We start from the raw sequence: 24,622 nt of genomic DNA, 5'->3' as shown, positions 1-24,622 counted from the left end.
GTCGTCAGCTTTCTGTGAGGAGTCCGTGGCGCGTCGCGCCACGAGTCCGCGCCCACCCGGCAGGCATCATCGGGCCATGCGACACCTCTCTCGGATGGGCAGCCTCTGCCTGCTCGCTGCTCTCGTCTCGCCCGTCCCCCCGGCCTCCGCCGAGGAGCCGCAGGCGCCTCAGGAGCCGGCACCCACGACCCTCGCCCTGAGCGCCACGAAGACCTACGCCGGCCGCGACACGACGCTCACCGTGACCGGGCTGAGCGGTGGCCCGGAGCCGTTGCCGCAGGCGTCGGTGAGGATCGAGCGACGCGTCGACGGGTCCTGGCGCCCGGCCGGGGAGGTGGTCACCGGCGAGGACGGCACCGTGGAGGTCGAGCGGACGATGTCCAGGTCCTCCGGCGACAACCGCTTCCGGGCGTCGTACGACGGCGACGAGACGCACGCGCCCAGCACCAGCGGCGTCGTGGTCGCCACCCTGGCGCGGCGCGAGGGCGTCGTACGGCTCACCGGCCAGGCCACCGTCGTCGACGGCCGGCGGGTCAAGCTGCGGGTCCTGTCCCGGACCCGATCAGGTGAGACGGTGCGTGGTGACGTGCGGGTGCTGCGGCGGCTCGCGGGCAAGGCCGGGGGCAACGGCAAGACGTGGCGCGAGGTCCGCACCGTCACCACGGGGGGCAAGGGGAGGGCCCGGATCAAGGTGCGTCCTCGGGCCGACACCCGCTGGCGTGTGGTCAGCCTCGGGCAGGACTGGGTCAGGCGCGACCGCAGCGAGGTGCTGCGCATCGACAACCTCCCGCCGGTGGCTCCCGTGCGCCTGCCCAGGGCCGCGCCGTCTCCCCGGGTCCACGTCCCGCAGCAGCGCCGCGGCACCGGCAAGGGTGCCCACCCCGTCGTCACCGGGATCCCCGACGGCGTGTGGGGCTCGATGACCGGACGCTCCTGGCACGCCGGCTGTCCTGTCGGCCGCGCGGGGCTGCGGCTGCTGCGCATCAACTACTGGGGGTACGACGGCTACCGGCACCGCGGCGAGCTCGTAGCCTCCGTCGCAGCGATGCCGGCGATGCGGCGCGCACTCGTGGGGATGTTCAAGGCCGAGCTGCCGATCCGGTCGATGTACCGCGTCGACCGCTTCGGCTGGTCGGCGAAGCTGCAGGGAGCCGACGACTACCGCTCGATGGCCGCCGGCAACACCTCGGCCTTCAACTGCCGTCAGGTCGTCAACCGGCCCGGCGTCCGGTCGCCGCACTCCTACGGCCGCTCGCTGGACGTCAACACCTGGGAGAACCCCTACCGCTCGCCCACGGGGCTGGTGCCCAACGCCTGGTGGCAGAGCCACTCCCACCCACGGGTCGCCTGGCGCTCGCGCGACCACCGCGTCGTGCAGATCCTCACGAGGGCAGGCTTCCGGTGGACCTACGGCAACGGCGACACCCAGCACTTCGACGTGGGTGGCGGCCACGGTCGGGCGGTCGCTGCACCGCCGGCGCGACGGTGCGGCGGAGCGGCGTGCGACTGAGGCCGTGACCGGGGGCTGCGGTGGCGTCGTGACGCTCCTGCGAGACGAGGTGGGCGCCGCGTAGGTTCGGTACGTGAGCTGTGTCTTCTGCGCCATCGTCCAGGGCGAGTCCGAGGCCTTCGTGGTGCTCGACGAGCCCGCGGTGATGGCGTTCCTCGACGTCCGCCCGGTCTTCAAGGGCCACGTCCTGCTGGTGCCGCGCGAGCACCACGTGACCCTGCCGGACCTGCCGGCCGACCAGCGCGACGGATTCCTCGAGGCCGCTCAGCGGCTGTGCTCCGCCGTCGTCGCACTCGGCGCACAGGGCAGCTTCGTGGCGATGAACAACACCGTCAGCCAGTCCGTGCCGCACCTGCACCTGCACGTCGTACCCCGCACCAAGGGCGATGGGCTGCGCGGCTTCTTCTGGCCGCGCACGCGCTACGGGGACGGGGAGGCGGAGGAGCACGCCGCCGGGCTGCGGGCGGTGCTCGGGCAGGCCGACTCCGACCTCTAGTGTGAGAGGACTGCACCAGTCATCAGCACCAGTCATCAGCACCAGTCATCAGCACAGAGGAGTCAGTCAGATGGGTCGTTACGACGGTCGGGTAGCCGTGGTCACCGGAGCCGCTCAGGGCATCGGGTTCGGGATCGCCACGAGGTTCGCCGAGGAGGGCGCGTCCGTCGCGATCCTCGACCTCGACGAGACCAAGGCCGCGGAGGCCGCGGCCAAGCTGCCGGTGGTCGGTGACGGGGTCAAGCACGTCGGGATCGCCTGCGACGTGAGCAACACCGAGGCCGCCTCGGGCGCGGTGGAGAAGGTCGTCTCCGAGCTCGGCGGCATCCACGTGCTGGTCAACAACGCCGGCATCACCCGCGACAACCTCCTCTTCAAGCTGACCGAGGACGACTGGGACCTCGTGATGAACGTGCACCTCAAGGGCGCCTTCAACATGACCAAGGCCGCCCAGAAGCACTTCGTGGAGCAGAAGTACGGCAAGATCCTCAACCTCTCGAGCGTCTCCGCGCTCGGCAACCGTGGGCAGGCCAACTACTCGGCCGCCAAGATGGGCGTGCAGGGGCTGACGCGCACCCTCGGCATCGAGCTGGGGCCCTTCGGCATCAACACCAACGCGATCGCTCCCGGCTTCATCGCCACCGAGATGACCGACGCGACGGCTGCCCGGTTGAAGATGGACGTCGACGAGTTCCGCAAGCTCAACGCGGAGGCCAACCCGGTCAAGCGGGTCGGCTTCCCCGAGGACATCGCGGCAGCAGCGGCCTTCCTCTGCAGCGACGAGGCGTCCTACATCACCGGGCAGACCCTGTACGTCGACGGCGGCGCCAAGCTCGGCTGATCTCGTGACGCGTCGGCGCACGCGCCGGGCACGCCTGCTGGTCGGGCTGCTGCTCGGCGCTGCGCTGGCGCTCGCGGGCTGCTCGGCCACGCCGGACGAGGCCGGCGAGCCGCAGCAGCGCACGCCTCCGCAGACCTGGCCTCTGACCGGGCTGCGGGTCGGGGACGGCTCGACGGCGCGCAAGCACCCGGTCCTGGTGCTCAAGATGGACAACACCGCCTCCAGCGCCCCGCAGCGCGGCCTGTCCTCGGCCGACCTGGTCGTCGAGGAGCTGGTCGAGGGTGGGGTCACCCGGCTCGCGGCGTTCTACTACTCCGACGTCCCCGGCGAGGTGGGCCCGGTCCGCTCGATGCGGGCCTCCGACATCGGGATCGTCTCGCCCGCCGACGCCACGATGGTGACCAGCGGCGCGGCGCGCCAGACGATCGCCCGCCTCGCCGAGGCCGGGGTCCCCTACGTGACCGAGGGGAGTGCCGGGTTCTTCCGCGACGCGGCGCGGCGGGCGCCGTACAACCTGATGACCGATCTCTCCGAGGTCGCCGCAGCGCTGAGCGAGGGCCGCGATCGCAGCCGGCCGGTCGACTACCTGCCGTTCGGTCCTGCTCGGGACCTGCCGAAGGGCCAGCCCGCCACCTCGGTCGCGGTGCGCTTCTCGCCGGCACACACGACGAACTGGGTCTACCGCGAGGGCAGGTACGCCGACACCGGCTCCCTGGCCGCCGCCGGCGACGAGTTCCCGGCCGACTCGGTGCTGGTCCTGCGTGTCGTGGTCGGCGATGCCGGCTACCTCGACCCCGCGGGCAACACCGTGCCCGAGACGGTGCTGACCGGGGACGGCGACGCGGTGCTCTTCCACGGTGGTCGTGAGGTGCGCGCCACGTGGAGCAAGGAGGACCTGGGCGCCCCGCTGGTCCTGTCGCGCCAAGACGCCGAAGGGGGCGCGGTGCCCCTGACCGTGCCGCGGGGGCGGACCTGGATCGAGCTGGTGCCGCTGGCGGGCAGCGTGACGGTCGGGTTGGGCTAGGTGTGATGACCAGGCGCGGTGGTCGAGGAGTGCCCAGCGCGAACCGGCCGGTCACCGCAGCGGCGCCTGTCAGCGCGCGTCGTCAGTCCGGGACGATCCCGGTCGGCATCTCGACACCGCCGTCGGCGAGCGCCTGGAACCCGGCGATGATGAACCCGATCGCGACCTCGACGCGCTCGGCAGCGGCCTCGGCGTCGTCGGAGCCGGCCACGGACTCGCCCGCGGAGGACATCGCGCCGAAGAAGATCCGCGCGAAGGTCTGCACCATGTCCTCGTCGAGCTCCCACTGCCCGGCCTCGAGGACGGCTCGCAGGATCTCCACGACCGTGGCGAAGGTGGAGCGCTCCTCCTGCTCGCGGTAGCGCTCGTAGCCCAGGACGGAGGGGCCCTCCTGGACGACGATGCGGCGGTAGCGCGGCTCCTGGACGACGGCGAGGAACGCGCGCAGCCCGCTGCGGGCCTTGACCCACGGGTCCTTCTGGTTCTTGATGGCCTTCTGGATCGACTTCGACGACTCCGCCTCGACGCGCTCGAAGACGGCCTCGAAGAGCGCCTGCTTGCCGGAGAAGTGGTGGTAGAGCGCGCCCTTGGTCACCTGGGCTCCGGCGACGATCGCGTCGAGCGACGTGTTGGCGTAGCCGTGGTCGGTGAACAGCACCTCGGCCACGTCGACCAGGGCGCGCTGGGTGGAGGCGGAGTACGCCGCGCGCCGTCCGGCCCCCGGCACGCTCGGGAGGCTCGGCACCTTGGGCACCAGCTTGCTCACCGACGACTTGGCCATTGCTCCACCCTATGACGCGCTCATGTGGTGCAGATCATGGTGGGCAGGATCACGGTTGATGAACTGTTGAAAGACCCTCGGTCGGAGTCATACTCGGAGTACGTACTCACAGTATGTGAGTGTGATCAACGAGGAGCTGACCATGACCTGGAAGTCCTTCCACAACCGCGGTGAGACCCTGCGCGCGGTGATCGAGACCGCCAACGCCCACCTCGACGCCCGACTGCCGATGGACGTCGACGGCGTGGCCGAGACCTTCGGCGACGAGCTGACCCTGCTCGGAGCCCTGCAGCTCAAGTGGCACACCCGCCTGTCCGGACACGTCGAGCAGCAGCTGCTCTCGCAGCCGATGGACCTCGAGCGTGCCGTCGTGGCCGCCTGGATCGCGACGTACGACGAGCTGCCCGGCGTCCGCGCGCTGCTGGACCACTACCGCAGCCACCCCCTCGACGACGAGATGGGCTGGGCGATGGCCCGCGCGACCGTCAAGGAGCGGGTCCTGATGGCGACGATGGCGGGCCAGTCCGGGATCGGCGACCTCGCCGGCGCGCCGATCGGTGCCCGGATCGAGGAGTCGGCGCGCGCCACGCGTGCCGCCCGTCCCGTGCCGACCGTGCACCAGCTGGCGGCGCAGCGCCCGTCGTTCATGGAGCGACTGCGCTCCGTGCTCGCCGCCTGAGGCCCTGAACCACCCCGTCCTCCCACGGGGTGCATCCGCGGCCTCGGTCACGCGTCATGATGGATGCGTGACCGAGGTGCGTGCAGGGATGCTGCTGGTGGCGACGCCGGCGCTGCGCGACCCCAACTTCGCCGCCACGGTCGTGCTGCTCATCGACGTCGCCGACGACGGTGTGCTCGGGCTCGTGCTCAACCGCCCCACCGGACTGGCGGTCGGCCAGGTGCTGCCTCCCTGGGCCGACGTCGTGGCCGAGCCCGAGGTGCTCTTCCAGGGCGGTCCCGTCGAGACCGACGGTGCGATCGCCGTGGCGCTGCGCAGCGGGGATGACGACGTCCTCGGCTTCCGCTCGGTGCGGGACCGTCTCGCCCTGCTCGACCTGGACACCCCCGTCGAGCTGGCCGGCCCCGAGCTCGCGGGCCTGCGGATCTTCGCCGGCTACTCCGGGTGGGGGAGCGGTCAGCTCGAGGCCGAGATCGCCGAGGGCAGCTGGTACGTCGTACCCGGCAGTGCGGCCGACATCTTCCGGGTCGACACCGGCACCCTGTGGCGCGATGTCCTGCGTCGCCAGCCGGGCGACCTGGCGCTGCACTCGACCCGGCCGAGTGATCCCGAGCTCAACTGAAGTAGCTCGCTGAGTGTCCGGGCGGATCCGCGTCGAGGTCACGTCCGTCCCGCAGGCTCTCCCGGTCGGTCGGTCGGTCCACCTCACCGCTCCTGCTCCGCACCCGCGGGCTCGCGGGCCCGCACGCCCTGGCCGGATCCGGTCCCGGTGCCCTCCTGCTGCCGGACGTGGCCCTGGCCTCGCTCGTCGCGGTGCTGGCGCCGGCGCTGTGACCTGCTGACCTGCGCGGTCGTGGGCCAGGCCACGGCGAAGTCGAATCGAGCCTGACAACCCTCTAGACTCCTGCCGGTGACCTCCTCCTCCGGCATCATCGGCTTCGGCGATACCGACCTCAAGACTCGTGAGGAGGAGCGCACCGTCCCGACGGACGAGGGCGACCACGAGAAGTTCAGCCACTACGTCGAGAAGGACAAGCTCACCGAGGCGATGGTCATGGGCACGCCGGTCGTCGCCCTGTGCGGCAAGGTCTGGGTGCCCAGCCGGGCGCCGGAGAAGTTCCCTGTGTGTCCTGACTGCAAGGAAGCCTGGGAGCAGCTCAACGACGACTCGGGATCGGGCGAGTGACGGACGGCGCCCCTTCCCCCGGCACCTCCGTCCACGAAGACCCGCACCTCACTCCTGCGCTCACCCCCGCCTGGCCCGAACGCGCCGCCTGGGGCACCGCGCCGTCCCTGCGCGCCTGGCAGACCGCGGCGATGCGCGACTACCTCGAGCGCTCTCCCCGCGACTTCCTCGCGGTGGCCACGCCCGGCGCCGGCAAGACGACGTTCGCGCTGTCGGTGGCCGCCGACCTGATCGGGCGCCGGGTCATCGACCGGGTCACCGTCGTGGCTCCGACCGAGCATCTCAAGCTGCAGTGGGCCGAGGCCGCCGCGCGCGCCGGCATCCCGATCGATCCGACGTACTCCGCCGGCAAGGGCAAGATCTCCAGCGACTACCTCGGCATCGCCGTCACCTACGCGGGCGTGGGGGTCAACCCCCTGGCCCTGCGCGTGCGCACCGAGCGGTTCAAGACGTTGGTCATCCTCGACGAGGTGCACCACGCCGGCGACGCGCTGTCGTGGGGTGAGGGCGTGCGCGAGGCGTTCGAGCCCGCGACCAAGCGCCTGGCGCTGACCGGCACGCCGTTCCGCTCCGACGTCAACCCGATCCCGTTCGTCACCTATGCCCCCGGCGCCGACGGCATCCCGCGGTCGGTGGCCGACTACACCTACGGCTACGCCGAGGCACTGTCGGACCACGTCGTGCGGCCGGTGCTCTTCCTCGCCTACTCCGGGGAGATGTCGTGGCGCACCAGCGCCGGTGACGAGGTCGCGGCACGGCTCGGTGAGCCGCTCACCAAGGACATGACCAACCAGGCGCTGCGCACCGCGCTGGACCCCTCGGGCTCGTGGGTGCCGTCCGTGCTGGCCGCCGCCGACAAGCGGCTCACGGAGGTACGCCGCCACGTGCCCGACGCGGGCGGGATGGTGATCGCCACCGACCAGGAGTCGGCCCGCGCCTACGCCAAGACGCTCAAGGCGATCAGCGGCGAGGCGCCGACGGTGGTCCTCTCCGACGAGAAGGGCTCGTCGAAGAAGATCAGCGACTTCACCCATGCCGACTCGCGTTGGCTGGTCGCCGTACGCATGGTCTCTGAGGGGGTCGACGTCCCCCGCCTCGCGGTCGGCGTCTTCGCCACGACCACCTCGACGCCGCTGTTCTTCGCCCAGGCGATCGGCCGCTTCGTGCGCGCGCGCACCCGCGGCGAGACCGCGTCGATCTTCCTGCCGTCGGTGCCGGTGCTGCTCACGCACGCCTCCGAGATGGAGGTGGCGCGCGACCACGTGCTCGGACGCAAGATCACCGACGAGGACGACATCTTCGCCGCCGAGAAGGAGCTGATGGCGCAGGCCGAGGCGGGCGACGGGGACGGCGACGCCGACGCGCTGCCCTTCGAGGCGCTCGGCTCGGAGGCGACCTTCGACCACGTCCTCTACGACGGCGACCAGTACGGTTCGGAGGAGGAGATGGACTTCCTCGGCATCCCCGGGCTGCTCGAGCCCGACCAGATGCGTGAGCTCCTCAAGACCCGCACCGCGGAGAGCGCGAAGGCGCAGGCCCGCGCCGCCGCCAAGTCCGGCGCGTCTCACGGGGAGACGCGGCCCGCCGACACCGTCGCCGAGGTCTCGACCCACGAGCAGCTCGCCGTGCTGCGTCGCGAGCTCAACGGCCTGGTCGCGGCGTGGTTCCATCGCACCGGCCAGCCGCACGGCGTGACCCACTCGGCACTGCGCAAGGAGTGCGGCGGGCCGGCCTCGGCCGTGGCCAACGCCGACCAGCTGCGCGCCCGCATCGACGCCGTACGGACGTGGGCGGTCAAGAAGACCTCGTAGGTCGGCGCGCCGGCTCAGTGCTGACCCGACGGCGATGACCACCAGCGTCGCGGGGATGATTGCCAGAGTCGGCCGGTCCGCAGTGATCAGCGTTTCGCTAGTCGCACCGGCTGGTGGAGAGACCGGCCCGGTCGCCAGCTTCTACGAGTGCGCGGACGTCTGGGTCCGAAGCGAGCGCCTGACGAGCGCGGTGCAGTCGTACGCGCGCGGTCGCCGGGCGGACGCCGAGTGCGACGGCGATCTCGGCCGGGGTGAGGCCTTCCCAGGAGGTCAGGCGGAGCAGCTCACGATCGCTCGGCTTGAGGCGCCCGATGGCGGCGCGGACGACGTCGGCCGCCGGATCGTCGGCGGCCGGTCGACGGGTCGGTCCCGGTTGTGCTGCCAGGTCGCTGGTGAGGCCGCGCTCGCGCTTCGGGGACCAGCTCGGGTCGGCAATAGGCGTTGTTGCGCGCCAACAGTCCGGCCACCGGTCCGAGGCGCTCTCCTTCGACGGCCGTGCCCAGCTCGACCAGGTAGTAGAACTGGCTCGCGTCCGGAGAGCTGAACCGGGGCGGGGTGCGCTTTTCTGCTCGTCTCCGAATTGGTGGGAGATGGGTCGATGGCGGTCCGCAAAGTCCGGAGCGCCAAAGTCGAGGCGCTCGCCGGGGCCACCCAGCCTCAGGTCCTCGGCGTCAACCGGCCCGCGGCCGGTGTGGGTGGAGTAGAGGTCGGCGGCTGCGACGGCGGTGGTGCCGAGGACGGCCGCGGCAACGGCACCTCCCACGACGACGCGAGCACGCCGACGACGACGTACGGGACCAGTCTCGATCCGCGACTGCACCATGTTCCAGATCCGGGTGGCCTCAGCGTCGGTCGGGTCTGGCACGTCCGGAGTCGCGTCGTGCACCAAGCGGTCGTGCTTCGCGGTCCACAGCGTCGAGCGCATGAGTCCTCCAGTTGGTCGGGGCCGAGGTTCACCCCTACATGTCCGAGCGTTACATGAGGCTGCGGCACCGGGAGGCAGACCTCGGTAGGTGCACGGGGGTCGCAGGTCCGGCTCGGTCACGAAGGTGTGTTCTCGTTCGTCATTCAGGAACAGGCACCCGATCGGTGGAAGGCTGGGACCATGGACCGCACGGAGGGCTTCGAGCACGAGCGACCGCGACTGCTCGGCATCGCGACCCGGGTGCTGGGCGACCACGCCGAGGCCGAGGACGTCGTCCAGCAGGCGTGGCTGCGGCTGCACCGCACGGACGCGGCCGACGGTGCACCGATCGAGAGCCTGCCGGCCTGGCTGACCACGGTGACGACCAGGCTCTGCCTGGACCGGCTTCGCGCACGGATCCCCGCGCCGATCGACGGCGTCGAGGAGCTCCACGACGGCACCGAGGTCGCGTGGGCGAGTGACCCGGCCGGCGACGTCGCCCTGGCCGACACGGTGGGTCTGGCCCTGCAGGTGGTCCTGGAGCGACTCTCACCACGCGAGCGGGTGGCGTTCGTGCTGCACGACAGCTTCGGCGTCGAGTTCCCGACGATCGCGACCATCCTCGACACCACGCCCGCAGCTGCTCGCAAGCTCGCCTCGCGAGCACGCACCAAGGTGTCGGCGCCCGCCCACGAGGTCGCGCACACGACGGACTGGGAGGTAGTCGACGCGTTCATGGCGGCGGCGAAGGCCGGCGAGTTCGAGCGGCTGCTCAGCCTGCTCGCGCCCGACGCCACCATGACCGCCGACGCTGCCGCCGTCGTGGTCGGCACCCCGGAGCGGATCGAGGGCCGCCGGGAGGTGGCGGAGTTCCTCAACGGCAGCGCCCACGCGGCGCTGGCCGTCTTCGCGGGCGACCGCCCGGGCGCAGCCTGGTACGACCGCGGCACCGCTCGCGTCCTCTTCGACTTCACGGTCGTCGACGGGCGGGTCGCCGGCATCGTCTTCCGCGCCGATCCCGACGTGCTGGCCGACGTCGTGCGCCGCGACGGCGGCACCAGACGCGGGTGATCGGTGCGCGTCACACTCGGCCCTCGCCAGCCGTCACCTCACTGACCGACCGTCCCACTGCAAGGAGCAACCATGAAGACGATGACCTGCCGCCAGCTCGGCGGACCCTGCGACCTGGAGCACCACGGCGAGAGTGCCGACGACGTCATCAACGCCCAGGACCGCCATCTCAAGGAGGCCGAGAAGGCCGGCGACGCCAGCCACCAGCCCGCGCGCGACGACATGAAGGGCCGTTGGCGGCACCCCAAGAAGTCGATGGGGTGGTACAAGGCCGCCAAGGCGACCTTCGCCGACCTCCCGGAGGACTGAGCCAGCTGTGGCCGACGGTGGCCCGGCGGTGGCCCGGCGGTGGCCCGGCTACGGGGCCGGCTTCACGCCTGGCCCCGGCTGCGGCGCGATCCGTCGTACGTCGTCGATCCGGTGCCCGGCCTCGCACACCACCTCGACGCGGGCCACGGCCCCGCAGTCGCGATGCGCGAACTCCACCGGCGGGCCCTCCGGATCGGCCAGGTAGCGATCGCCCCAGGCCGCGATCGCGACGAGCACGGGGTAGAGGTCGAAGCCCTTCGGCGTGAGGCGGTACTCGTGCCGCTCGCGCTCACCGGGGTCGCGGTAGGGGACCCGGTGCAGGATGCCGTGCTCGACGAGCAGGCTCAGCCGGTTGCTGAGCACCTGGCGGGGGATGCCGCTGTGGCGCCGCATGTCGTCGAAGCGCCGGATGCCGTTGCACACGTCGCGCAGCACCATGAACGTCGATCGCTCGCCGAGGATCGCCATCGTGCGACCGACGGTGCAGTTCTCGGTCGAGTAGGCCATGGCGGGCGGGCTGGACGTGGGCATGGTCACAGGATAGTCAACCTGAGTCTGATTGACAGACCCAGATGGTCGCCCACATGCTGAGTCCATGACGCAGACCCAGCCGACCGACGACACGCACCAGTTCGCCACCGCCAGCCGGACCGTGACGTGGCAGCGTCCCGGCCAGGGGGACTTCACCGCACTGGCGACGATGACCGGCCTCGAGCAGCTGCGCTCCATCGAGCAGGGCCTGATGCCCCGACCGCCGGTGATGGACACGATCGACGTCTGCGGCTTCACCGCCGAGAAGGGCCACGTCGTGGTCGAGATGCGGGCCCAGGAGTTCCACTACAACCCGCTCGGCGGCATGCACGGCGGGATGATCGCCACGCTGCTCGACACCGCCGCGGGCTGCTCGGTCCACTCGACGCTCGCGGTGGGGGAGGGCTACACCTCGCTCGACCTGACCACGAAGTTCCTCCGCGCGGTCACCGTCGACTCCGGGCTGCTGCGCTGCGAGGGCACCGTGCTCCAGCGCGGACGCCGTACGGCGCTCGCCCAGGCGGAGCTGCGCGACGAGGCGGGCAAGCTGGTCGCCCATGCGACGTCGTCCTGCATGATCTTCTCGTAGCGGAGCCGTGGCGCGGCAGCGCCAGTAGGGTCGCCGCATGCCCGACTTCTCCTGGCGCCCGGCCAACCAGGCGTCGCCCGAGGACGTCGAGGCAGTCTTCGCCACCGGGGGCGCGCACAAGTGCCGGTGCCAGGCGATGAAGGTCGCCGGCTGGATCTGGCGCGACACCACCCAGGAGCAGCGCGACGCCGCGCTGCTGGAGCAGACCGCGTGCGGCACGCCCGGGCCGACGTCCGGGCTGATCGGGTACGTCGACGGCGAGCCCGCCGGCTGGGCGGCGGTCGAGCCGCGGGAGGACTACCCGCGGCTGTGGAGCCGCAAGCAGGCCTGGATGCGGATGGACCCGGACCTCGAGGGCGTGTGGTCGGTGACCTGCTTCGTGGTGCGCAAGGGGTTCCGCCAGGCGGGGCTGACCTACGAGCTGGCCTGCGCCACCGTGGAGTACGGCCAGCAGGTCGGCGCGCGGGTGCTGGAGGGCTACCCGATCGAGCCGGCGCCGGGCAAGAGCGTCATCTGGGACGAGGCGTCGGTCGGGCTGCTGCAGGTCTTCGTCGAGGCCGGCTACGAGGTGGTCGCCTCACCCACCCTGCGGCGCCGCGTGGTGCGACGCCGGCCGTAGCCGGTCGAACGACTCCGGTCGCTGGTCCACGGGCCGCGGCCGAGCAACGGTCAGCGGCTCTCGCGCCGGATCCGCTCCTCGGTCTCCTGGGCTGCCTCGTCCGCCTCGACGAACTCGGGGTCGGCGCGCAGCTGTTCGCCGAGCGTCGTCAGGTTGCGCTGCACGTTCTCGCGCACCCGCCCCGCGGACGGGTGGTCGTCACGACCCTGCAGCACGTCGTCCCACGTCGTGGCTCCGGCATCGACTCGACGCTGGACCTGCTGCATCTCCGGGCCGAGCTCTCCGTTGCGGGCCTGCTCGGCGCGATCGCTGCTGCGCTGCTCGCGCTCGCGCCTGAACGCGGACTGCTCGCGGCGGATCTCGGCGGTCATTGCGCGCAGGGACGACACGGCCGCTGCGCTCTGCTCGCGTGCCTGGGCGGCTGCTGCTGCGAGTCGGGGGTCTTGGGGCACGGGCGTCTCTCTCTCGCGGTGGGGGGTCGGTGCGGGGACGTGGCGCAACCGGGACGGATCAGCCGAAGCCGCGGTCCGCCGTCTCGTCGACGTGGCCGCCGGCGGTGCCGCTGGCCACGACGTTGCCGAAGTCGAGCGTGGTGCTGAGGACGCCGAGCCCGGCGTTGACGTACTTGAGAACCGTCACCACGGCCCGGCAGGCCGCGGTGAACTTCTCGATCGCCTCCAGGCCACGGTGGATCAGGTCGATCACCTTCTTCGCCTTGCCCGGCGCGCTGAAGGCACCCTTGGCCCACCCCACCACCGGGATGGCAGCGTCGAGCAGGATCTCCTGGATCACGTCGTCGATGAAGTTGATGGCGGCCGCGACCACCTCCGCGGTGGCCTGGGCGACCTCCAGCACGTGACCGAGCTGGTCCTGCAGGTGGGTGCAGGCCTCCTGCTGGTCCCCGTGCATCGTCGCCACGTCGGTCAGCCGGGTCTGGGCGCTCACCCCGCCGAGGCCTTCCCAGACGCCGGGCAGCTGACCGGAGAGAGAGGCATAGTTGTCGCCGGTGGCACCGAGCGACAGCCCGACCTGGCCCCACGCGAGCTGCATGGAGGCGAGGGCGTTGAAGTCCCCGGCGATCTTCACGAGCAGTGCCTCGAGCAGACTCCAGCCGGTGAGCTTCTCCACCGCCCAGTCGATCTTGGGGATGATGAAGCCGCAGTCGTCCTTGAGTCCTTCGATGTAGTCGCCCATCCCGCCGTCGGGTCGCCCGCCGGCCACCGGCGAGCTGGCGTCGTACATCTCGTAGATGGCGCTCATCGGCCGGCCCATTGCTGGCTCGACCGGTCGGGCGCCGAGTCCTCGTAGTCGTCGTAGTCGTCGATGTCATCGAGGGTCTCGTCGAGCTGCTCGACCCCGGCGCCGATGTCCTGGACGTTGTCGACGACGTCGTTGACGCCCTGGTAGGTGTCGAGCAGGGTCCGCCCGTCGTCGAGGATCTCGGTGCGGTTCTGGTGGTCGCGCGAGTCGGTGGAGCGGGAGTCGGCCGCCGCGTCGGAGGCCGCGTCGCGCGCCTCCTGCGGGCTGCGACCCTCGGCGATGGCCTGGTCGTAGGCCCGGTCGTAGGCGCCCTCGGCGCGGGTCTCGATGGTGCCGTGCACCCGGTCGGAAGCGATGTCGTCGGGGCTGCGCTGGCTGGCGCGGACGTAGGCGTCGTCGGCGGGCACGCCCTGCTCGCGCAGGGCGAGGTACTCCTCGCGCGTGTGCCGGTCCCGGATCCGGGAGAGGATCTCGTCCTCCAGCGCCGCCTGGGGGTCGACGATGCCGGGCAGGTCTCCACCGTCGGGCGACTCGTGGAAGCGTCCGGCCGGACCGCTGACTCCGGGAGGGAGGCCGGGGAGGCCGTCGAAGCCCGGCCCGTCCACGTCGCCGGGATCCGCCACCGGGTCGCTGTAGGGACCGCCGGGGATGCTGTTGCCGCTGCCCGGGACGACGTACGGCGGCAACCCGTCGACGTCCTTGAAGTGCCGCTTGAAGCTGTCGTACGCCGCGCGGTCGGTGTCGAGGTACTCGGTGCGGGAGAGGAGCGTGGCCTCCTCGACGCGATCGGCCACCGTGCGGGAGTCCCGCAGGCCGTCCTGGGCTGCGGCGACCGCCTCGCGGTACTGGCCCTCGAAGAGATTCAGCACACCGGAGAAGGCGCCGAACTGGCTGCAGGCGTCGCTGATGTAGTCGGAGGTCCTCCGGAGGTGGGCGTGCTGTCGTCGAGCCACCTCGGCGCCGGCCAGCAGCCCGTCCGGGTCAACGAACAGATCGTCGTCGGTCATGACGAGGCACCTACCCAGGTCGCGGTGTCGTGACACCCCGACCGTCCAGATCATTCGTGCGTGGGTGGTCGGTCCTCGTCGCGCTGCCGCTTCTGGAACCGCTTCTCGAGCCGCTCGGCGGTGACGTCCTGGCGGCGCTGCTCGCGGGTCCGGTCGTGGGGTCCGTTGCGGACGTAGAGGACCAGGTAGAAGCCGACGATGACGACTCCGAGGGCGATGACGATACCGAGAACCATGCCCCGATCGTGGCACGGCGGTCCTCGGGCTCAGGGCGTGGTGGTGGAGGCCTCGAGCAGGGGCAGCACCCGGAACGGCACCTGGGTGGCCAGCGCCATCACCGTCGAAGCCCGCTGGACGCCCTCGATCGCCAGGACGGTGTCGATGACCCGTTGCAGGTCGGCGTTGGAGCGCGAGACGACCCGGCACCAGAGGTCGCCGGCGCCGGTGATCGTGTAGGCCTCGAGCACCTCCGGGATGCCGGCCAGCTGATCGGCGACCCGCTCGTGCCCGGCCGACTGGCTGATCTCCAGGGTCAGGAAGGCGGTCACGCCGAAGCCGAGGGCGTCGGGGGAGAGATCGGGACCCCACCCGGTGATCACGCCCGACGAGCTGAGCTTGTCCAGGCGCGCCTGCACCGTGCCGCGGGCCACCCCGAGTCGACGAGATGCCTCGAGGACGCCGACGCGCGGCTCGGCCGCGAACAGACTGATCAGCTTGCGGTCCACGTCGTCCACGATGTCCTCCATCATTGGGCAGATTGTCCAGTCCTGCGCCGCACTGTTGCACAGAGTGTCGCTCTGCGTGAATCTCAGGGCATGACTTTGACGCCCGACGAGCTCCGCGCCGACCTCACCCTCGACCAGCTCAAGGAGCTGGTCGGGCTGGTGGAGTACGACGCCACCCGCGACCCGTTCCCGGTGACCGCGATGGACGCGGTCGGCTTCGTGGTCGGCAACGCGACGCAGACCGCGGCGTTCTACCAGCTCGCGCTGGGCATGGAGCTCGAGGCCTACCGGGGCCCCGAGACCGGGACCCGTGACTCGAAGTCCTTCGTCCTGCGCTCGGGCAGCGCGCGGTTCGTCTTCACCGGCGGCGTCACGCCTGACAGCCCGCTGCACGAGCACCACCGCAAGCACGGCGACGGGGTCGTCGACCTGGCCCTCGAGGTGCCCGACGTCGACCGCTGCATCGAGCACGCGCGGGCGATGGGCGCGACGGTGCTGGTCGAGCCGCACGACGTCACCGACGAGCACGGCACCGTGCGGACCGGCGCGATCGCGACGTACGGCGAGACCCGCCACACCCTCGTCGACCGCAGCCGGTACGCCGGCCCCTACCTGCCCGGCTACGTCGCCCGCCAGTCGAGCGCCACGCGCCGCGACGGCCAGCCCAAGCGCCTCTTCCAGGCCGTCGACCACTGCGTGGGCAACGTCGAGCTCGGCCGGATGGACGAGTGGGTGACCTTCTACAACAAGGTCATGGGTTTCACGAACATGGCCGAGTTCATCGGCGACGACATCGCGACCGACTACTCGGCGCTGATGAGCAAGGTCGTGGCCAGCGGCAACCACCGCGTGAAGTTCCCGCTCAACGAGCCGGCGATCGCGGCGAAGAAGTCGCAGATCGACGAGTACCTCGAGTTCTACGACGGCGCCGGCTGCCAGCACATCGCCCTGGCCACCGGTGACATCCTGCGCAGCGTCGACATTCTGCGCGACAACGGGATCGAGTTCCTCGACACCCCCGACTCCTACTACGACGATCCCGCGCTGCGGGCGCGGATCGGCGAGGTGCGGGTGCCGATCGAGGAGCTGAAGAAGCGCAAGATCCTCGTCGACCGCGACGAGGACGGCTACCTGCTGCAGATCTTCACCAAGCCGATGGGGGACCGGCCGACGGTCTTCTACGAGTTCATCGAGCGGCACGGCTCGCTCGGCTTCGGCAAGGGCAACTTCAAGGCGCTCTTCGAGGCCATCGAGCGTGAGCAGGAGCTGCGCGGCAACCTGTGAGTTTGCGTGGGCACGTGGGTGGCACGATGCGGCCGTGACCCAGACTCCCGCAGGGTGGTACCCCGACCATCAGCAGCCGGTGCTGCGCTACTGGGACGGCGACCGCTGGACCGAGCACACCAGCCCGTATCCCTCCGGACCACCCGGCGACACCGGGGCGCGCTTGCGTGACGCCCACCAGGGGCACGACCCGCGCGCGACCACCCCGGACGGCGAGCCGCTCGCCGGTTGGTGGCAGCGCGTGGGGGCCGTGATCTTGGACGGGTTGATCGTCTTCGCGGTGGCGACGCCGTTGGCCCTGCCGTGGTGGCGCGACGTCTTCGAGGTCTACGGCGACTACTTCGACGAGATCAGCGCCACCGGATCCTCCACCGTGAGCAGCTTCGAGCTCCAGAGCCAGATCGCGGGTCCGCTGGCCATCATCGGTGTGATCGGCGTGGTGCTGAACTTCGTCTACGTCGTCGGGTTCCTGACCTGGAAGCAGGCCACCCCTGGCAAGCTCGCGCTCGGGCTGCGCGTGCGACAGCGCGAGGCGCCCCACGGGCTTCCGCTCTCGGTCGTGCTCAAGCGGTGGCTGGTGCAGGGCGGGCCGCAGGCGCTCAGCATCGTGCCGCTCGTCGGGACCTTGGTAGGGCTCTTCTCCCTCGTCGACGGCCTCTGGCCCCTGTGGGACTCGCGCCGCCAGGCCATCCACGACAAGTGGGCCGACACCAACGTCGTACGACGTCGCCGCTAGTCGGCCGAGGACCCGATCTGCTGGAGTCGGCCGATGCGGGGGTCGTCCCCGACCAGGCCGTGGACCTGTCGGCCGACTACGGGGACGTCGAGGGTGCCCGACTCCCACATCATCTGCAGGTCCAGCCAGTCCTTGGTGCGGTCGAAGAGCACCTTGAAGGTCGCGAGGTCCTCGGGCGCGAGGACCCTGATCTCGGCGTCGGAGAACGGCACCGTGCGGCACCGCCCTGCCACGGCGAAGTGAAAGTCGGCGGCGGCGAAGAACAGGTCGATCGGGGTCTGGTCCCACCAGAGCCGCACCTGGTCGTCACGGCGCAGGTCGGCGAGCTCGCGGTCGGTGTGGGGGACCAGGCCGCCGATGGCAGCCAGCACCTCGGGTGCTGCGCCGGTGCCGAGGAAGATGTTGAGATCGAGGTCGCGGGTGGCTCGGGGCTCGTCCAGTGCGTAGGCCAGTGCGATGGCTCCGCCGAAGGCGTGGGGGATGCCGGCGCGGGAAAGGGCCGCGGACAGGGCGAGGAGCCGCTCGGCGAGGGTCACGCGACGTCATCTCGCTGTCCCCACGGCGCGCGCGGGAGGACGAGCGGCCGAGGGCGATAGGGCAGCGCCTCGGCCAGGGCGAGCACCTCGACCAGGATCGCCGCGCACCTGGCCGGATCGGGCCGGCGACGGTAGGTCGGCTCGAAGCCGGCGGCTCGGGCGATCTGCAGCATCGTGGCGGCCCCCGGCTCGCGGCGGCCGTTCTCGTAGGCACTGAGCACGGTCGACGGGATGCCGGCCCGGCGAGCGAGAGCGGCCTGGGTCAGACCGCTCTCGTTGCGGAGCCGGCGCAGGGTGTCGGCGACGTCATTCATCGGGCCATGTTAGCGGATCCGCTAAGTCGTGCGGCTCGGCGTCGCCACCTCACCGGCGAGGATCTCGACGCGCGCTCCGGGCGGTAGGGCCTGCACGAGTCGAAGCCGGGCCAGGGCAGGGTGGTCATCGAGGAGCTTGGCGCCGTTGGCCAGCGAACGCAGCGCCGCCGTCTCGGCCCGCGCCGCCTCCAGCTGTGCCTGCCCGCGCGCCTTGGTCGTCACGAGCTCGGCGTAGGCGGCCCGCAGCTCGGGCGGCAGCAGCACGTCCTTGACGACCACCTCACGGACCACGATGCCGACCTCGCCACCGGTGGCACGTGCGGCCGCGGTCAGTGACTCGCCCAGGAGTAGCCGAGCACGGCGTACGACGTCGTCGGCCTCGGCGTCGAGGAGGGCCTCGCGCAGCGCCAGCTGCACCGCGAGGTAGACGACGGCGAACGGGTCCTGGCTGCGCTCGACGAACGCGCGCGCGTCGTCGACCGCCCACCGCACGGCCGCGGTGACCCGGACCGCGACGCCGTCGGTGGTGAGCACCTCCTGGGGCGCGACGACGTCGAGGTGCTCGAGGAGGTCGACGGGGCGGTAGACGGCGCGGCGGGGGCGCCGGTGGCGACCGGGCGCGAGCTCGCGCGTGAAGGCTCCGTCGACGTACTCGAGGAAGCACTGGGTGGCGGGGACGGTGAGGCGCGCTGTCAGGGACATGGCCGCTTCCTTCCTTCTGTGGGAGTGGGCGCGGGGCGTGGGAGGTGGGAGGGGTGGGGTGACCGGACCGTGACCCGAGCCGCCGACGGGACGTCGTTCGTCGTGCTGACCGAGCGGGTCGCTGGTGGGCGGATCGCCGTTGTCGAGGTCCGGTCACCCGCGATGAGGCGACTTCGAGTCGCGAGGATGTGTCGAGGTACGACCCGCAGGACCGGCCGCGACACGTCGTGCCGGCTGCTGATCTCGACAGCAGGGACGCTACGGGCTCGACCGACCGGGCGCGAACGACTTTCCACAGGTTGCCCGGCCGCTCGTGGCACCATGCTGCGCATGACGACGTACGTCGGTTTCCTCCGGGCGATCAACCTCGGCGCGACCCGCAAGTTCCCCAAGGAAGCGATCGTCGCGGCGACCGAGGCCGCGGGGTTCAGCGAGGTGGCCACGCACATCAACACCGGCAACGTGCGGCTCGGGACCCGGATGCGGTCGCGAGCCCGGATCGAGTCCGCGCTGGAGCAGGCCTACCGCCACGATCGCGGCTTCGAGGTGCCGACGATCGTCTACACGGCGGCCGAGCTGCGCGCGATCGCCGACGACGCCGACCGGTTCGCCCACGGGCACGACGGCAAGCACTACATCTGGTTGCTCAAGGACGAGCCGAGCGCGAGCCTGCGCGCAGAGCTCGAGGGCCTGTCGGCGGGCCAGGAGCGGGTGCGGCTCTCGCCGCGCGCCGTGCACCTCCTGCTCGACGGCGGCTACCTCGACGCGACGCTGCTCAAGCCGATCGAGAAGCAGATCGGGGTGGCGACCAACCGCAACGTGACCGTGGTCAGGGCGTTGGTGCAGAAGTGGTGCTGACCTCCGCCGTGACCAGGCGCGGCAGTCGACGTACGGATGAGGAGAGCAGCACCAGCAGGCACACCACGATGTAGACGATCCCGCTCACGACGAGGACGTCGGTGAAGCCGAACGCGACGGCCAGCGGGCCGAAGGCGATCTGGCCGACGGGGATGGCGACGAACGAGCCCAGGGCGTCGTAGGAGTAGGCCCGCGAGAGCATCTCGTCGGGCACGTGCTCCTGCATCGCGAGGTTCCAGCCCATCGAGAAGACCTCGGTGCCGGCGCCGGCGACGAAGGTCGCGATCATCAGGATCGCCAGGTGGGGATGGGCGCCCAGGATCAGGATCGGCACGCCGAGCAGCGAGATGCCGAGCATGCCGTACAGCAGGGGCCGCTGGAGCGGCACGCGCAGCATCACCAGGGTCATCGCGAGCAGGCCGATGGCCTCCGCGGAGAGGACCAGCCCCCAGCCCTGCTCGCCGATCGTGTCCTTGGCGCGGGCGGGGCCGAGGGTGAACCAGGCGCCCATGTGGATCGCGTTGAGGACGCCGAAGCCGAGCACGACGACCCACAACCACGTCGTACGGCGGAAGTAGGTCCAGCCTTCGCGCAGCTCGGCGATGGTGCCGGCCTCCTGCTCCTTGGGGGCGCGCTCGGGGAGCACGACGAAGCCGAGCAGCACGGCCGAGACCAGCCACGTGGAGGCGTCGACGGCCAGCGCCCACCCGGGGCCGACGCCGACGACCAGCAGCGCGCTGAGGGTCGGGCCGAGGATCGTCAGGGCCGAGCGGGCCAGGGACATCAGGGCGTTGGAGCGCTGGAGCTCACCGCGCGGCACCAGCTGCGGCATGATGCTGGCCATCGCCGGGAAGCTGACCGCCGAGACGATGCCGTGCACGACACTGAGGACGACCAGCATCCACAGCTCGGCGATGCCGGTGATGACCAGGGCCGCGATCAGACCCTGCGTGATCGCCGAGGCGATGTTGGAGACCTGGATGACGACGTTGCGCGGGAACCGGTCGGCGATCACGCCGCCCCACAGGAGCAGCAGCGCCATCGGGATCGAGTGCGCCGCGAGCACGAAGCCGAGCGCGGCGGGGTCGTCGTCGGTGATCTTGAGGACGGCAAAGGCGAGGGCCACCGAGGCCATCGCGTTGCCCATCATGTTGACCACGCGCGATGCGTAGTAGTAGCGGAAGTTGCGCTCGCGCAGCGGCGCGAGCGACTCGGCCCAGGTCATGGCTGCTCCATCTGGAAGGCCCACGCCGTGTGGCTGACGTGGATCGTGCCGGGGGTGCGAGGCGCTCGGTTGGCCTCGTGGAGCAGGAAGGAGGCCTCCGCGAGCAGCTCGCAGGCCTTCGCCCAGGCGTCGGGGGAGACCCAGCCCTCGAGGTCGCTGTTGAAGCCCTTGGACCCGCCATCGGTCCGGCGCTGCTGGATGCGGCGCTCGATCTCCTGACCCAGTGCGCGGGCGTAGAAGACCTGGTCGTCGGAGGTGGGCCGGTCGGGACGGGCGTGCTCGCCCCGGCGCTCGTGCGGGTAGCGGTAGCGCTTGGCCACCCCGCCCCGGATCTTCTCCTCGCCCGCGACGACGATCTCGTCGGCGTCCACGAGGACGCGCAGGTGGTAGGACGCGTTGGCATGCGTCAGGTCCAGCTCGCGCGCCACCTCGGCCGCGCTCATCTCGGTGCCGGTCAGCAGCGAGAGCATCTGCAAGCGCACCGGGTGCGCCACGGCGCGCATCGCGCTCACCGCAGCGCCGGTCTCGGCCTCATCCACCCTCGATCACTCCCCAAGAGTTGTTGGGAGGTGATTCTGGTCGACCGGCCGCCGTACTGTCAAACAGTTATTGGGGGGTCGCCTGTGTGGTGGGGCTACTCCCCGCGGAACGTCGGCTTGCGGCGCTCGGAGAAGGCGCGCATGCCCTCGGCGGCGTCGGCGGTGCGCATCAGGACCGTCTGGCCGGTGCGCTCGCGCTCGAGGGCGTCCTCGAGGCCCCAGGGGCCGGTCAGGGTGGCGGCGTTGACGGCGCGCTTGGTCGCGGTCTGGGACAGCGGAGCCCCCGCGGCCAGGCGGCGCGCGAGCGTGGCGACCAGTGCGTCGTACTCCTCCGTCGACGCGAGGTGGGTGACCAGGCCGGCGGCGTAGGCCTCGGTCGCGGACAGAGGCTCGCCCAGCAAGGCCATCCGCATCGCCCGTGGGCGGCCGACGGCGGCCGCGACCGTGGCCGAGGTGCCCCCGTCGGGCATGAAGCCGATCCGGGCGAAGGCCAGCAGGAAGGACGCCGAGTCGCGCGCCACGATGATGTCGGAGGCCAACGCCAGCGAGCAGCCGACGCCGGCGGCCATCCCGTTGACCGCAGCCAGGACGGGCTTGGGGCAGTCGACGACGGCACGGATCAGTGCGTTGGCCGCGTCCATGGCGCGGACGTCGAAGCGCTCGATCGCGTCCTCACCCGAGATGTCGGCCCCTGCGCTGAAGGCGTCACCGGCGCCGGTCACCACGACCAGTCGTACGTCGTCGAGGCTCGCGGCGGCGCGCACGGCGTCGGTCAGCGCGAGCGTCATCTCGCCCGTCATCGCGTTGAACACCTCGGGTCGGTTCATCGTCAACCACAGGGCGTCGTCCTGCACCTGCGAGAGAAGGCCTGGTGCGGTGGGTTCCTCGACTCCGGTCATGGCGGGGAGTGTGCCACCATGGGTGACTATGGGAGCCGTTGCCACCGCGAGCCCTGACGTCGACTCCGGGCTCGAGACGACCCTGGAGCCCGACCAGGTCACGGTCCTGGCCACACCCTGGGTCACGATCGTCTGGAACGACCCGGTCAACCTCATGTCCTACGTCAGCTACGTCTTCCAGGAGCACTTCGGCTACTCCAAGAAGAAGGCGGAGAAGCTGATGATGGAGGTCCACGAGGAGGGCAAGTCCGTGGTCAGCACCGGCACGCGCGAGCAGATGGAGCGCGACGTCCAGGCGATGCACGAGTACGGGCTGTGGGCCACCCTGCAGAAGTCGGAGTAGTGCGGTGAGCGGGTTCCAGCGACACCGCCGAAGCGGGCGCACCATCGCGACGTTCACCGGGTTCGAGGCCGACCTGCTGCGCTCCCTCGCCGGCCAGCTCGTCGAGCTGCTGCGCAACGAGGCCGCCGTGCCGGACGACGCGCGTGACCCGTTCGAGGCGCTGATGGACTTCTCCGGCCCGACGAGCGAGCCGGAGGACCCGGTCCTGGCGCGGTTGTTCCCCAGCGCCTACCGCGACGACGACGAGGCCGCCTCGGAGTTCCGCCGGTTCACCGAGGGCTCCCTGCGCGACGGCAAGGCCCAGGCGGCCTGCCTGGTCATCGACACCCTCGAGGAGGCGGGCCTGCCGCCCCAGCTCGAGGAGGACGGCCTGATGATCGACGTCGAGCTCGAGCCCGACGTCGCGCGCACCTGGATGCGCTCGTTCACCGACGTACGACTCGCCCTCGCGACGCGACTCGGGGTGGAGGACGGTGACGAGGAGTACTGGTTCGCCCTGCCCGACGACGACCCGCGTGCGCAGGCCCACGACATCTACGACTGGGTGGGCTACCTCCAGGAGACCCTGGTCGAGTCCCTCTCGCGCTGACACGCCGCAGTGGAGCCGGGTGGTGCTAGTTTCCCGCCCATGACCACTCCCTCCCGTCTCGCCCGGCCCGCCGTCGCCCTCGGCGCCATCGCCCTTCTCGGCGGACTCCTGACCGCGTGCGCCGACGAGTACGACAGCACCAAGTGCGGGGAGTACCTCGACTTCTCGCAGGACGAGAAGATCTCCTTCGTCACCGAGGCCCTCGAGGCCCAGGCCTCCGACGACGAGGTCGCGCAGTTCGAGGAGCTCGGCGGCGAGGCCGCCTACGACCAGTTCGCCACCGCCTTCACCACCCTGTGCGAGGCCGAGGACCCCGACAAGACGCTCGGTGAGATCAGCGAGGAGGTCGTCGGCTGACCCCGCTGGGTCGACCGAACCTTCCCAGGTGCTGGCGCGGGCGTGAGTCCGACGGCGGCGGGCCCTAGGCTGGCTGGGTGCTGACCATCGACCAAGCCACCTACGACGGCATCGTCGCGCACGCCAAGCGGGACCACCCCGACGAGGCGTGCGGCATCGTCGCGGGCCCCGAGGGGAGCGACCGTCCCACCCGCCTGGTGGAGATGGTCAACGCCGCCGGGAGCCCGACGTTCTACGAGTTCGACTCCACCGAGCTGCTGGCGCTCTACAAGCAGATGTGGGACCTCGACGAGGAGCCCGTCGTCGTCTACCACTCCCACACCGCTACCGAGGCCTACCCGAGCGTCACCGACATCGGCCTCGCGAGCGAGCCCGGAGCGCACTACGTGCTCGTCAGCACGCGTGAGCACGGGAATAACGACGGCCCGGTGGAGTTCAGGTCCTACAGGATCGTGGACGGCGAGGTGACCGAGGAAGAGGTCGCCGTGGTCGCCGCGCTCCCGACGACCTGAGGCCCGCAGCGGCCGGCACGATCACCCGTCCAGCACCACACGCACCACCACACGCACCAGGCAACCCAGACAGCTGAGGAGCATCACCACATGGCCATCGAGGTCCGGATCCCGACCATCCTGCGCACCTACACCGGCGGCGAGAAGGCCGTCGACGCCGCGGGCGGCACCCTCAGCGCGGTCATCGACGACCTCGAGGGCAACCACCCGGGCATCAAGGAGCGCCTCGTCGACAACGGCGACCTGCGTCGCTTCATCAACATCTACGTCAACGACGAGGACGTCCGCTTCATCGGCGGCCTCGAGGCCGAGCTCAAGGACGGCGACCAGGTCGTCGTGCTCCCCGCCGTCGCGGGGGGATGAGGGCTGATGACGAGGCCGCGTC

General features: G+C 71.1%; 35 protein-coding genes. 20 read left to right on the top strand and 15 right to left on the bottom strand.

Annotated features, from left to right (window positions below; all coding sequences use genetic code 11):
- Positions 1-76 precede the first annotated feature (76 nt).
- The 4 genes from Q1K33_RS00305 (at position 77) to Q1K33_RS00290 (ending at position 3,871) form a co-directional block, all read left to right on the top strand.
- Positions 77-1,510: a M15 family metallopeptidase gene (locus Q1K33_RS00305; protein WP_300399679.1), complete on the top strand. Its 1,434-nt coding sequence runs from the start codon at positions 77-79 to the stop codon at positions 1,508-1,510.
- A 73-nt stretch (positions 1,511-1,583) separates the two neighbouring features.
- Complete coding sequence (locus tag Q1K33_RS00300; RefSeq protein WP_300399678.1) at positions 1,584-2,006, top strand: HIT family protein; 423 nt, start codon at positions 1,584-1,586, stop codon at positions 2,004-2,006.
- A gap of 70 nt (positions 2,007-2,076) precedes the next feature.
- The gene (gene fabG / locus Q1K33_RS00295; protein ID WP_300399677.1) at positions 2,077-2,847 is read left to right on the top strand and encodes a 3-oxoacyl-ACP reductase FabG; all 771 of its coding nucleotides are present in this window, start codon (positions 2,077-2,079) and stop codon (positions 2,845-2,847) included.
- Positions 2,848-2,851: 4 nt separating this feature from the next.
- Positions 2,852-3,871, top strand: coding sequence for a DUF3048 domain-containing protein (locus tag Q1K33_RS00290; RefSeq protein WP_300399676.1), 1,020 nt, complete (start codon positions 2,852-2,854; stop codon positions 3,869-3,871).
- 82 nt (positions 3,872-3,953) lie between these two features.
- Here Q1K33_RS00290 and Q1K33_RS00285 read toward each other — a convergent pair whose 3' ends face one another.
- On the bottom strand, positions 3,954-4,652 hold the full coding sequence (locus tag Q1K33_RS00285) for a TetR/AcrR family transcriptional regulator (RefSeq protein ID WP_300399675.1): 699 nt from the start codon (positions 4,650-4,652) through the stop codon (positions 3,954-3,956).
- A 115-nt stretch (positions 4,653-4,767) separates the two neighbouring features.
- On the opposite strand from Q1K33_RS00285, the gene Q1K33_RS00280 reads away from it, so the two are divergent.
- Positions 4,768-5,331, top strand: coding sequence for a hypothetical protein (locus Q1K33_RS00280; protein ID WP_300399674.1), 564 nt, complete (start codon positions 4,768-4,770; stop codon positions 5,329-5,331).
- A gap of 67 nt (positions 5,332-5,398) precedes the next feature.
- Positions 5,399-5,953, top strand: a complete 555-nt coding sequence (locus tag Q1K33_RS00275; protein WP_300399673.1) for a YqgE/AlgH family protein — start codon at positions 5,399-5,401, stop codon at positions 5,951-5,953.
- A gap of 83 nt (positions 5,954-6,036) precedes the next feature.
- On the opposite strand, the gene Q1K33_RS00270 is transcribed toward Q1K33_RS00275, so the two are convergent.
- Positions 6,037-6,198, bottom strand: a complete 162-nt coding sequence (locus Q1K33_RS00270; protein ID WP_300399672.1) for a hypothetical protein — start codon at positions 6,196-6,198, stop codon at positions 6,037-6,039.
- A gap of 64 nt (positions 6,199-6,262) precedes the next feature.
- On the opposite strand from Q1K33_RS00270, the gene Q1K33_RS00265 reads away from it, so the two are divergent.
- A complete protein-coding gene (locus tag Q1K33_RS00265) occupies positions 6,263-6,517 on the top strand; it encodes a DUF3039 domain-containing protein (RefSeq protein ID WP_300399801.1) in 255 nt (84 codons plus the stop codon).
- A gap of 107 nt (positions 6,518-6,624) precedes the next feature.
- Positions 6,625-8,328, top strand: coding sequence for a DEAD/DEAH box helicase (locus tag Q1K33_RS00260; RefSeq protein ID WP_300399800.1), 1,704 nt, complete (start codon positions 6,625-6,627; stop codon positions 8,326-8,328).
- A 97-nt stretch (positions 8,329-8,425) separates the two neighbouring features.
- On the opposite strand, the gene Q1K33_RS00255 is transcribed toward Q1K33_RS00260, so the two are convergent.
- The gene (locus tag Q1K33_RS00255; protein WP_300399799.1) at positions 8,426-9,151 is read right to left on the bottom strand and encodes a sigma factor-like helix-turn-helix DNA-binding protein; all 726 of its coding nucleotides are present in this window, start codon (positions 9,149-9,151) and stop codon (positions 8,426-8,428) included.
- Positions 9,152-9,433: 282 nt separating this feature from the next.
- On the opposite strand from Q1K33_RS00255, the gene Q1K33_RS00250 reads away from it, so the two are divergent.
- Both Q1K33_RS00250 and Q1K33_RS00245 read left to right on the top strand, forming a co-directional pair.
- The gene (locus Q1K33_RS00250) at positions 9,434-10,303 is read left to right on the top strand and encodes a sigma-70 family RNA polymerase sigma factor (protein WP_300399671.1); all 870 of its coding nucleotides are present in this window, start codon (positions 9,434-9,436) and stop codon (positions 10,301-10,303) included.
- Positions 10,304-10,375: 72 nt separating this feature from the next.
- A complete protein-coding gene (locus Q1K33_RS00245) occupies positions 10,376-10,612 on the top strand; it encodes a hypothetical protein (RefSeq protein ID WP_300399670.1) in 237 nt (78 codons plus the stop codon).
- Positions 10,613-10,660: 48 nt separating this feature from the next.
- Here the strand turns inward: Q1K33_RS00245 and Q1K33_RS00240 are convergent, their stop codons facing one another.
- Positions 10,661-11,143, bottom strand: a complete 483-nt coding sequence (locus tag Q1K33_RS00240) for a helix-turn-helix domain-containing protein (protein ID WP_300399669.1) — start codon at positions 11,141-11,143, stop codon at positions 10,661-10,663.
- A gap of 64 nt (positions 11,144-11,207) precedes the next feature.
- Here Q1K33_RS00240 and Q1K33_RS00235 point away from each other — a divergent pair, with 64 nt between their 5' ends.
- Both Q1K33_RS00235 and Q1K33_RS00230 read left to right on the top strand, forming a co-directional pair.
- Positions 11,208-11,732: a PaaI family thioesterase gene (locus Q1K33_RS00235; protein ID WP_300399668.1), complete on the top strand. Its 525-nt coding sequence runs from the start codon at positions 11,208-11,210 to the stop codon at positions 11,730-11,732.
- Between the two features lie 37 nt (positions 11,733-11,769).
- Entirely contained in the window at positions 11,770-12,351 is a 582-nt protein-coding gene (locus Q1K33_RS00230; protein ID WP_300399667.1) for a hypothetical protein, read from the top strand.
- 50 nt (positions 12,352-12,401) lie between these two features.
- Here the strand turns inward: Q1K33_RS00230 and Q1K33_RS00225 are convergent, their stop codons facing one another.
- Genes Q1K33_RS00225 through Q1K33_RS00205 form a run of 5 tightly spaced genes read right to left on the bottom strand, consistent with a single transcriptional unit; the run spans position 12,402 to position 15,367 of the window.
- Positions 12,402-12,803: a hypothetical protein gene (locus tag Q1K33_RS00225; RefSeq protein WP_300399666.1), complete on the bottom strand. Its 402-nt coding sequence runs from the start codon at positions 12,801-12,803 to the stop codon at positions 12,402-12,404.
- Between the two features lie 58 nt (positions 12,804-12,861).
- Positions 12,862-13,611, bottom strand: a complete 750-nt coding sequence (locus tag Q1K33_RS00220; protein ID WP_300399665.1) for a hypothetical protein — start codon at positions 13,609-13,611, stop codon at positions 12,862-12,864.
- Positions 13,608-14,618 (bottom strand): hypothetical protein, encoded by a 1,011-nt coding sequence (locus tag Q1K33_RS00215; RefSeq protein WP_300399664.1) that lies wholly within the window; start codon positions 14,616-14,618, stop codon positions 13,608-13,610. The genes Q1K33_RS00220 and Q1K33_RS00215 overlap by 4 nt, the downstream gene beginning before the upstream one ends.
- A 50-nt stretch (positions 14,619-14,668) precedes the next feature.
- Entirely contained in the window at positions 14,669-14,854 is a 186-nt protein-coding gene (locus Q1K33_RS00210) for a hypothetical protein (RefSeq protein ID WP_300399663.1), read from the bottom strand.
- Positions 14,855-14,884: 30 nt separating this feature from the next.
- Positions 14,885-15,367, bottom strand: coding sequence for an Lrp/AsnC family transcriptional regulator (locus Q1K33_RS00205; protein WP_363319606.1), 483 nt, complete (start codon positions 15,365-15,367; stop codon positions 14,885-14,887).
- Positions 15,368-15,433: 66 nt separating this feature from the next.
- Here Q1K33_RS00205 and hppD point away from each other — a divergent pair, with 66 nt between their 5' ends.
- Positions 15,434-16,627 (top strand): 4-hydroxyphenylpyruvate dioxygenase, encoded by a 1,194-nt coding sequence (gene hppD, locus Q1K33_RS00200; protein WP_300399662.1) that lies wholly within the window; start codon positions 15,434-15,436, stop codon positions 16,625-16,627.
- Positions 16,628-16,661: 34 nt separating this feature from the next.
- Positions 16,662-17,363 carry an RDD family protein gene (locus tag Q1K33_RS00195; protein WP_300399661.1) on the top strand — a complete coding sequence of 234 codons (702 nt, stop codon included), beginning with the start codon at positions 16,662-16,664 and terminating at the stop codon, positions 17,361-17,363.
- Here Q1K33_RS00195 and Q1K33_RS00190 read toward each other — a convergent pair.
- Genes Q1K33_RS00190 through Q1K33_RS00180 form a run of 3 tightly spaced genes read right to left on the bottom strand, consistent with a single transcriptional unit; the run spans position 17,360 to position 18,915 of the window.
- Positions 17,360-17,899, bottom strand: coding sequence for a hypothetical protein (locus tag Q1K33_RS00190; RefSeq protein ID WP_300399660.1), 540 nt, complete (start codon positions 17,897-17,899; stop codon positions 17,360-17,362). The two genes, Q1K33_RS00195 and Q1K33_RS00190, sit on opposite strands and share 4 nt — an antisense overlap.
- The gene (locus Q1K33_RS00185) at positions 17,896-18,213 is read right to left on the bottom strand and encodes a helix-turn-helix transcriptional regulator (protein ID WP_300399659.1); all 318 of its coding nucleotides are present in this window, start codon (positions 18,211-18,213) and stop codon (positions 17,896-17,898) included. The genes Q1K33_RS00190 and Q1K33_RS00185 overlap by 4 nt, the downstream gene beginning before the upstream one ends.
- 21 nt (positions 18,214-18,234) lie before the next feature.
- On the bottom strand, positions 18,235-18,915 hold the full coding sequence (locus tag Q1K33_RS00180; protein ID WP_300399658.1) for a slipin family protein: 681 nt from the start codon (positions 18,913-18,915) through the stop codon (positions 18,235-18,237).
- A 330-nt stretch (positions 18,916-19,245) separates the two neighbouring features.
- Between Q1K33_RS00180 and Q1K33_RS00175 the strand changes: the two genes are divergently transcribed.
- Complete coding sequence (locus tag Q1K33_RS00175) at positions 19,246-19,773, top strand: DUF1697 domain-containing protein (protein ID WP_300399657.1); 528 nt, start codon at positions 19,246-19,248, stop codon at positions 19,771-19,773.
- On the opposite strand, the gene Q1K33_RS00170 is transcribed toward Q1K33_RS00175, so the two are convergent.
- The 3 genes from Q1K33_RS00170 to Q1K33_RS00160 form a co-directional block, all read right to left on the bottom strand.
- Complete coding sequence (locus Q1K33_RS00170) at positions 19,745-20,998, bottom strand: MFS transporter (RefSeq protein ID WP_300399656.1); 1,254 nt, start codon at positions 20,996-20,998, stop codon at positions 19,745-19,747. The genes Q1K33_RS00175 and Q1K33_RS00170 overlap by 29 nt on opposite strands.
- The gene (locus Q1K33_RS00165; RefSeq protein ID WP_300399655.1) at positions 20,995-21,537 is read right to left on the bottom strand and encodes a helix-turn-helix domain-containing protein; all 543 of its coding nucleotides are present in this window, start codon (positions 21,535-21,537) and stop codon (positions 20,995-20,997) included. The genes Q1K33_RS00170 and Q1K33_RS00165 overlap by 4 nt, the downstream gene beginning before the upstream one ends.
- Before the next feature lie 95 nt (positions 21,538-21,632).
- A complete protein-coding gene (locus Q1K33_RS00160) occupies positions 21,633-22,436 on the bottom strand; it encodes an enoyl-CoA hydratase-related protein (protein ID WP_300399654.1) in 804 nt (267 codons plus the stop codon).
- A 28-nt stretch (positions 22,437-22,464) separates the two neighbouring features.
- Here Q1K33_RS00160 and clpS point away from each other — a divergent pair, with 28 nt between their 5' ends.
- From clpS to Q1K33_RS00135, 5 genes are all read left to right on the top strand, one after another.
- Positions 22,465-22,779 (top strand): ATP-dependent Clp protease adapter ClpS, encoded by a 315-nt coding sequence (gene clpS / locus Q1K33_RS00155; RefSeq protein ID WP_300399653.1) that lies wholly within the window; start codon positions 22,465-22,467, stop codon positions 22,777-22,779.
- Between the two features lie 4 nt (positions 22,780-22,783).
- Entirely contained in the window at positions 22,784-23,368 is a 585-nt protein-coding gene (locus Q1K33_RS00150) for a DUF2017 domain-containing protein (RefSeq protein ID WP_300399652.1), read from the top strand.
- A 39-nt stretch (positions 23,369-23,407) separates the two neighbouring features.
- The gene (locus Q1K33_RS00145) at positions 23,408-23,725 is read left to right on the top strand and encodes a hypothetical protein (RefSeq protein ID WP_300399651.1); all 318 of its coding nucleotides are present in this window, start codon (positions 23,408-23,410) and stop codon (positions 23,723-23,725) included.
- Positions 23,726-23,802: 77 nt separating this feature from the next.
- Entirely contained in the window at positions 23,803-24,237 is a 435-nt protein-coding gene (locus Q1K33_RS00140; protein ID WP_300399650.1) for a M67 family metallopeptidase, read from the top strand.
- A 90-nt stretch (positions 24,238-24,327) separates the two neighbouring features.
- On the top strand, positions 24,328-24,600 hold the full coding sequence (locus Q1K33_RS00135) for a MoaD family protein (protein WP_300399649.1): 273 nt from the start codon (positions 24,328-24,330) through the stop codon (positions 24,598-24,600).
- Positions 24,601-24,622 lie beyond the last annotated feature (22 nt).

This window comes from Nocardioides sp. (genome assembly GCF_029937575.1).
GTDB lineage: Bacteria > Actinomycetota > Actinomycetes > Propionibacteriales > Nocardioidaceae > Nocardioides.
The sequence above is the reverse complement of the archived record's forward strand: the minus strand, read 5'-3'. Positions and strand labels throughout refer to the sequence as shown.

Coding starts and splice junctions, on each gene's coding strand:
- Q1K33_RS00305 (WP_300399679.1), top strand. CDS start 77: ATGCGACACCTCTCTCGGATGGGCAGCCTCTGCCTGCTCGCTGCTCTC.
- fabG (WP_300399677.1), top strand. CDS start 2,077: ATGGGTCGTTACGACGGTCGGGTAGCCGTGGTCACCGGAGCCGCTCAG.
- Q1K33_RS00285 (WP_300399675.1), bottom strand. CDS start 4,652: ATGGCCAAGTCGTCGGTGAGCAAGCTGGTGCCCAAGGTGCCGAGCCTC.
- Q1K33_RS00255 (WP_300399799.1), bottom strand. CDS start 9,151: ATGGTGCAGTCGCGGATCGAGACTGGTCCCGTACGTCGTCGTCGGCGT.
- Q1K33_RS00250 (WP_300399671.1), top strand. CDS start 9,434: ATGGACCGCACGGAGGGCTTCGAGCACGAGCGACCGCGACTGCTCGGC.
- Q1K33_RS00245 (WP_300399670.1), top strand. CDS start 10,376: ATGAAGACGATGACCTGCCGCCAGCTCGGCGGACCCTGCGACCTGGAG.
- Q1K33_RS00240 (WP_300399669.1), bottom strand. CDS start 11,143: ATGCCCACGTCCAGCCCGCCCGCCATGGCCTACTCGACCGAGAACTGC.
- Q1K33_RS00235 (WP_300399668.1), top strand. CDS start 11,208: ATGACGCAGACCCAGCCGACCGACGACACGCACCAGTTCGCCACCGCC.
- Q1K33_RS00230 (WP_300399667.1), top strand. CDS start 11,770: ATGCCCGACTTCTCCTGGCGCCCGGCCAACCAGGCGTCGCCCGAGGAC.
- Q1K33_RS00220 (WP_300399665.1), bottom strand. CDS start 13,611: ATGAGCGCCATCTACGAGATGTACGACGCCAGCTCGCCGGTGGCCGGC.
- Q1K33_RS00215 (WP_300399664.1), bottom strand. CDS start 14,618: ATGACCGACGACGATCTGTTCGTTGACCCGGACGGGCTGCTGGCCGGC.
- Q1K33_RS00210 (WP_300399663.1), bottom strand. CDS start 14,854: ATGGTTCTCGGTATCGTCATCGCCCTCGGAGTCGTCATCGTCGGCTTC.
- Q1K33_RS00205 (WP_363319606.1), bottom strand. CDS start 15,367: ATGATGGAGGACATCGTGGACGACGTGGACCGCAAGCTGATCAGTCTG.
- hppD (WP_300399662.1), top strand. CDS start 15,434: ATGACTTTGACGCCCGACGAGCTCCGCGCCGACCTCACCCTCGACCAG.
- Q1K33_RS00185 (WP_300399659.1), bottom strand. CDS start 18,213: ATGAATGACGTCGCCGACACCCTGCGCCGGCTCCGCAACGAGAGCGGT.
- Q1K33_RS00180 (WP_300399658.1), bottom strand. CDS start 18,915: ATGTCCCTGACAGCGCGCCTCACCGTCCCCGCCACCCAGTGCTTCCTC.
- Q1K33_RS00175 (WP_300399657.1), top strand. CDS start 19,246: ATGACGACGTACGTCGGTTTCCTCCGGGCGATCAACCTCGGCGCGACC.
- Q1K33_RS00170 (WP_300399656.1), bottom strand. CDS start 20,998: ATGACCTGGGCCGAGTCGCTCGCGCCGCTGCGCGAGCGCAACTTCCGC.
- Q1K33_RS00160 (WP_300399654.1), bottom strand. CDS start 22,436: ATGACCGGAGTCGAGGAACCCACCGCACCAGGCCTTCTCTCGCAGGTG.
- clpS (WP_300399653.1), top strand. CDS start 22,465: ATGGGAGCCGTTGCCACCGCGAGCCCTGACGTCGACTCCGGGCTCGAG.
- Q1K33_RS00145 (WP_300399651.1), top strand. CDS start 23,408: ATGACCACTCCCTCCCGTCTCGCCCGGCCCGCCGTCGCCCTCGGCGCC.
- Q1K33_RS00135 (WP_300399649.1), top strand. CDS start 24,328: ATGGCCATCGAGGTCCGGATCCCGACCATCCTGCGCACCTACACCGGC.